The following is a 5,959-nucleotide window of genomic DNA, read 5'->3' as shown; positions in this document are numbered from 1 at the left end:
GCACAATTTGAAAGGTTTTAGGGGTGTATCAATGCTTCATTTTTCTTTAAGTATAATTGTATTCTAAAGCCTACTTTTTAGAACTTTTGCAAACCAACTTTTTAAATGTGGAGGTTTATTAATGATATTAGTTTCAATCTATGGGACACGCTTACCATCAACAATAGTTATAACTACTTCATCAGGTATGATATCCACTCCCTCCACTTCCTCCACTTTTGGCGGTAGGACGTGTTTTAACATCTTATCTATGAAAAGTAACTTTTCTTTAGGCTCTAACTTATCAAAGTCATCTTGTATTTTATCTAAGTTCTTACTAAGAAATTCATTTATAATTTCTCTTAATTCCCTTGTAGTCTTGTTTACTGCTCCTTTGGGTTTCCCTTTTGGGTTACCACTTACATTCTTTTCAAATGGCATATCTTATTGTATTTTATTGTATTTATCAATAGGTTCTAATTTTTACCAACTCTGAATAATGATATTTTCATTTTTCTTTAGGTTGTATGGTTGTAGGTTGTAATCTTGTTAAACATCTATAAACATTGACTTTAATACCTAATAAGGGTACAACCTATATTTATTTTTACATTTTTTATTGGTTGTAGGGTGTTTTTTCTCAAACGCCTATCATTATTGTATTTAGCTTGGCTACAACCTACAACCGATACTTATCTCAAAATTTTATTTACATACTGTTGGCTTACTTTTAATACTTTTGCTATTTCGTTTTGACTTGCTCCAATAGAATTAAGATATTTAATTACATCTTTCTTATCTACATCAGTACTTCTATTTTTTTTAAATATTTTATGATACACTTTTAAGGCTGTTGCTCTAAAATATTCAGTTAATTCAATTGCTGTTCGCATAGTTATAGAACTTATTTCTGTTGATGTATCTTGTTCACGAACTAAATGCATACCGTGTACTACAATAGCAAGTCTTAAACTAATTACATCTAATTTACCATACACTCCTTTTAAATATCCTGTTGGTTCATTATTAGTTCTTTCTGCATTATCATTATACCAATTAGCATAAACTATTTCTGCTTCATCACTTAGCTTTAAATTGATTATCTCTGGAATATTAGCAAGTATATCTAAATAGTTATGATAGTTCGTTAAAGTATCTATATTTAGGGTTTTATTGCTGTATGGCTGTTTATCTGCTAAGTCAGGATAAGCAAATATAAATCTACTTAAAAATCCATTTTCTGCTCTATTATCTTTTGCTAAATCTTGTAATATATCAGGTTGTATTCCTCCACCAACATAAATACAAGGCTTATGGATAAAGATAGGGTCTTTATCACCTGCTCTATTTATCTGCATAGGTTGGCGGTAATATGTAGATAGTATTGTACTTTGTTCGCCACTTTTATTATAACGTCCGAAATCGTCCACCCACCCTTTTAATTCATCTCGGTAAATACTTAGTCCTCTATCATTTTTTGTATGTACATTATAAAGTGCTTCGGGTGTATAGTCATTAAGTAAATATTGAAAGTAGGTAGGTGGAATTAAAGAGGTATCACGCTCTTTTTTTGGTTTCTCCATTTCAGCATCAAATAAACTTTTTTGTATTTTATATTCGTAAAATGCTTCTTTATCTTTATTTATGAAATAACTTAGGCAAGTCTTCATCGGTTCGGTCTTACCACTTGAAACATTACCAACTATCGCCACCCATAGTATAGGAATATTATCATATTTAGTTTTTAACTCTAATTTATTACCTATTGCTAATGCTGTTGAAAATAATACACTTGCTGTAATATAATCACGTGGTACATTGTAAACATCTACATATTCATTTATAAAACTTTGCAAGTATTCAGGTAAGCCATTTATCGGTAATTGTGGTGTTTTTGCTTTAGGCTTTACTTCAGTTTCATTATCTGCGAAATCATAAGGTTTGCTAATCTCAAAACTTGCTGTATTATGCCAGTCGGTTCTTTTGTAAATACCTTTTACAATATTTAGTAAATCACTTTGTTTGCAATCATTTTGGCAAAAACTTAAAATATCATTTTCAGCATAGTATTGAGGTATGCCATAGCGGTTGTATGCACCTGCTAACTTTGTTAAATATCCATGTCGGTTGCCATTAACATAACTTTCTTTTTTATTGAGCCACTTTTTAAGATTATCAGCAATAACATCATAGTCGGTTATTGGTTCTCTCACGACTTCAATAGGCGGTACTTGTTCAACTTCGCTGTAAAATGTATCAATGAAAGATATATCTATTATTGGAGCATCTACATTTAGATATGCTTCATTATCGTAACATAAAAAACAAGCTCTTGAAACATCTTTACATTTGTCATCAATGGTTAAACTCATTTGCTCCTTAAAGAACTTCTCAAAGGCTTTAAAATACTCGATATGCTTTGCTTCGTCAATGTTTATCTTATACACTAATTTAATACCAATACCACTTGGACTAACAAACATTAAAGCTGGTGGTAACAATTCTAATATTTTACTTTTAGTATCTGCTACATTGTTAAGATTATCTAAGTCAATGCAAAATAAATTAGAGTGATATACCAGTCCATCGTTGGCACGTTTTGAGAAAATACCACTAAATGTAATATAATCGAGTTTAGTTGCTTTAAATTCATTCTGTTGCTGTTTATCGGTTATTTGCCTTAGTTCGTTTGTAATAGCCTTGTATTTATTGCTTGTAATGACTGTATGCACATCTTCCAATGTAACATTTTTAAATGGATAGATATTTTTTATAGGTGCGTGATAAACTGAAAATTTATTTAGTGTTTCCATGATTAGAATAAGGTTAGTTGGTTAATAATGTGTTTTGGTTTTAGTTCGAGATTTGTAGTAATATACCATGCACGAAAACCTGTTTTTCTACAATGTTTTTTCTCCACTTCCCATAACCTCCCTGCTTTTTCTAAATCACGTTTATAACGAGTAATATTTTTCTGTACTACTCCAGTAGCATCAGCTACCATTGAAGCTGTTGCAACGTGTTGCTGTAAATACTCAAAAATGATTTTTATTTGCGTTTGAAAATGCTTATCTTTGCCTTGTCTTTTATGCAAGGGGTTGTTTCTGTTATTTTCCATAGTGCAACCCTTTTTTATTGTTAGGCAAATACTTTTCTGCTTCCTGCTCAATTTCAGCGTTTGACTTTTTACGACCAACTTTTATGTACTCCAGTATTTCAGTACTTGAAAAATAAAGGCGTTTTCCTCGCTTCATTACAGGTAGTTCTCCTTTTGATACCTTGCTGTACATTGTGGGTACTTTAAGGCTTAAAAGTTCTGCAGTTTCCTGAATAGTTAAAAGCCGTTCTGTTGGCTTTGGTATGGGTTGTTCCTGCTTTTCAATTATCAGGCGTTTCAATTCGCTAACTTCTTTTGTTAGCATTGTTACCGCTTCGGGTAATTTCTCAAATGTTAATGTTTCCATTGCAAAAAAATTTATGTTGCAATGTTAAGTGTGGTATTTACGGGTAAAAAGGTGGTATTTACGGGTTTCTTTATTTCTTTTGTTTTTTTACCTTGTTAATGCCTTGTATAAATCCTCTTTAGTTTCTTTTTCAAAGTGGTTTAAAATCCTAATGAGTTGAAAATATTTTGTATCGGTACTTAAATTATTTTCATTACTCAATTCTTTATGTATTTCGCCTAATGCTTTTGCAACTTTTGTTTTGCAAGTTCTTTTTAGTTGTATTGTTATTTCGGGTAATGCATAGGGTTTGTATTCAAAAAAGTTAGTTAGTAAATCAGCAAATAAATTAAAATCCTCTTCGGATACAAAAGCATATTTCCAACCTTGTTTATCAATATTATCAAAGGTTTCAAAAATTACTTTCTTTGTCCTGCTTTCGTTTATATTTATCGGTTGAATGTGCTGTATATCTTTAATACGTTTTTCAAACTTTGAAACCCTTACTTTAAACAATCGGTACAAATCAATATTTTTTAATGTTTCTCTTTGTTTTTTACAAAAATCAATTTGTTCTTTAAGGAAATCTATTTCGGTACAATCATTTTCTTTAATATAAATATCTAAGTCCCTTTTATAATCTTTACCAAAGTTTGTAAAATCTCTAACTTTTATGTAAATGTGTGGAGGTAAAAAATGTAAAGCAATTTTTCTTAATTCTGTTGCTTCATTCTCTATATCTAATAATAGATTATCATACTTACCACTTTTAAAAATCTCTTTTTGTGTTTTTGCATTATAACAAATATCAGGTAATTGTCGCCTTTTGATAGGCATAAGAATATTAGCAAAAACAAAAGAAATATTTATTTCTTTTAATTCTTTATCTGTGTAGTTTTCTCTATCTGCAATATTTCGTATTTCGCTTATTGCATCAAAATCTTTATTTATAAAGTTGCTCCAAAAGTTTTTTATTAATTTTTCGTTTGTTGTCATTGTCTTTTATGTGGTTTTATTTATAAAGAAATTAAAAGTTTTGTTGCTATGTTCTCGCTTTTTATCGTCATCAAAACCTTTAAAGTAGTTTATAGTTGTTTTTATATCAGTATGTCCTAATGCTTCCCCTATAAATTCCATACTTGCACCGTTACGAATTGATATAGTAGCGTATGAATGTCTTGCATAGTATGTACTTATTTGTTCATTAATTCCTAAATTTTGAGCATATTTTAAAAAATGCTGTGTTACATATCTTATAAATGCATTTTTGCGTTTTAGTTGTAGTATTGCAGTCTGTGAATGGTTTAGAATATTAAATACAAAATCATTTTGGTTTCCTTTTATATTTCCGTACTTATCAATTACTTTTTTTGTATAGTCATTCAAATATACAATGATAGATTTTTGTTCTTTAGTTGTTTTTTCAGTTTTTGCACGAACAAATGTTATTTTGTCGCCCTCCACATTTTTACATTTTAAATTCAAAATATCCTTAATATTCATACCATTGCAAAAAAAAGAAAAAAACCAAAAGTCTTTAGCTTTTTCCTGTTCAGGCGTGGAGGGTGTACCCTCAAATAGTATTCTAAGTTGTTCGGCTGTAAGCGACTTTTTTATATTCTTAGGTGTTTTTATTTGATATTTTTTATCTCCAAACGGATAAATATCTTTTGAAATAACATTGTCATCAATAGCATTATTAAAAACTGCCCTCAAACATCGTGTGTACATTGATACAGTCGTAATACTCTTATTTTCATCATTGATACAAAACTTTTCAAAATTCTCTAAATATTCCTTTGTTACTTGCCTAAAATCTATATTTTCAGCCTTATGAAATCTTAATAAACAATTTAATGCGTTTTTGTAATTAAATGCGGTACTTATACTTTCTTTCTTTAGATATTTATCTATTATCTTATCAAAATAATAGTTAATATTTAATTTAGTCCCTGTACTGCCATACATCAAACGTTCAAAGTCATCAAAGTTGAATACAGTTAATTTATTTGCGACTTCGTTTGCTTTATTTTCTAATGCTTGTAACTGTAATCTAATTTGCTTGTCTTCGTTTCTTGGCTTTAATGTTTGCCAAATATCTTTAAATTCTTTTTCTGTGAATGAAAATATAGTATTGTATAATTTTTTCTTTTTCTGAAAGGTATCAAACACGTATAGTTTTATAGAATACGTTCCGTCATCTTTTATACGTCTTTTATCGTGATAGAATGAAATTCTAAAATTTGGCTTTTCCATTTTGTCTTTTATTGTGCAAATATAACCATTTGCACAATATTTGCACAATTTTCCAATAAATAAACCAATAATAAAGATAAGTAAACTTATAATTATTATTCAAAAATGCCTATATTTACTGCATTTTTATAAGTATATCAAAATAAACAGATATAATAAAATATACTTACCCTATGTCTTCTAAGCAGTTGGTCGCACGTTCGAATCGTGCCGCGATCACTTGATAATTAAGGCGTTATAATGTTTTTTCATTGTAACGCTTTTTTATTTGCACAATATTT

The 5,959-nt window shown here is 29.3% G+C and carries 6 protein-coding genes; all 6 read right to left on the bottom strand.

Features of this window, described 5'->3' with window-relative positions; genetic code table 11:
• Positions 1–138: 138 nt before the first annotated feature.
• Positions 139–420, bottom strand: a complete 282-nt coding sequence (locus H6553_00180) for a hypothetical protein (protein ID MCB9032231.1) — start codon at positions 418–420, stop codon at positions 139–141.
• A 251-nt stretch (positions 421–671) separates the two neighbouring features.
• Complete coding sequence (locus tag H6553_00175) at positions 672–2,792, bottom strand: DUF3987 domain-containing protein (protein ID MCB9032230.1); 2,121 nt, start codon at positions 2,790–2,792, stop codon at positions 672–674.
• 2 nt (positions 2,793–2,794) lie between these two features.
• The gene (locus H6553_00170; GenBank protein MCB9032229.1) at positions 2,795–3,097 is read right to left on the bottom strand and encodes a hypothetical protein; all 303 of its coding nucleotides are present in this window, start codon (positions 3,095–3,097) and stop codon (positions 2,795–2,797) included.
• Positions 3,087–3,443 (bottom strand): helix-turn-helix domain-containing protein, encoded by a 357-nt coding sequence (locus H6553_00165; protein ID MCB9032228.1) that lies wholly within the window; start codon positions 3,441–3,443, stop codon positions 3,087–3,089. Before H6553_00165 ends, H6553_00170 begins: the two co-directional genes overlap by 11 nt.
• Positions 3,444–3,530: 87 nt before the next feature.
• Positions 3,531–4,418 carry a hypothetical protein gene (locus H6553_00160; protein MCB9032227.1) on the bottom strand — a complete coding sequence of 296 codons (888 nt, stop codon included), beginning with the start codon at positions 4,416–4,418 and terminating at the stop codon, positions 3,531–3,533.
• A gap of 6 nt (positions 4,419–4,424) precedes the next feature.
• The gene (locus H6553_00155) at positions 4,425–5,678 is read right to left on the bottom strand and encodes a site-specific integrase (GenBank protein ID MCB9032226.1); all 1,254 of its coding nucleotides are present in this window, start codon (positions 5,676–5,678) and stop codon (positions 4,425–4,427) included.
• Positions 5,679–5,959: the final 281 nt, after the last annotated feature.

The sequence above is a fragment of the Chitinophagales bacterium genome (assembly GCA_020636535.1).
Lineage (GTDB): Bacteria > Bacteroidota > Bacteroidia > Chitinophagales > JADIYW01 > JADJSS01.
This window is presented reverse-complemented; position numbering and strand designations above follow the sequence as displayed.

Bases quoted from the DNA above. Each gene is read 5' to 3' on its own strand.
- H6553_00180 (MCB9032231.1), bottom strand. From the start codon at position 420: ATGCCATTTGAAAAGAATGTAAGTGGTAACCCAAAAGGGAAACCCAAA.
- H6553_00175 (MCB9032230.1), bottom strand. From the start codon at position 2,792: ATGGAAACACTAAATAAATTTTCAGTTTATCACGCACCTATAAAAAAT.
- H6553_00165 (MCB9032228.1), bottom strand. From the start codon at position 3,443: ATGGAAACATTAACATTTGAGAAATTACCCGAAGCGGTAACAATGCTA.
- H6553_00170 (MCB9032229.1), bottom strand. From the start codon at position 3,097: ATGGAAAATAACAGAAACAACCCCTTGCATAAAAGACAAGGCAAAGAT.
- H6553_00160 (MCB9032227.1), bottom strand. From the start codon at position 4,418: ATGACAACAAACGAAAAATTAATAAAAAACTTTTGGAGCAACTTTATA.
- H6553_00155 (MCB9032226.1), bottom strand. From the start codon at position 5,678: ATGGAAAAGCCAAATTTTAGAATTTCATTCTATCACGATAAAAGACGT.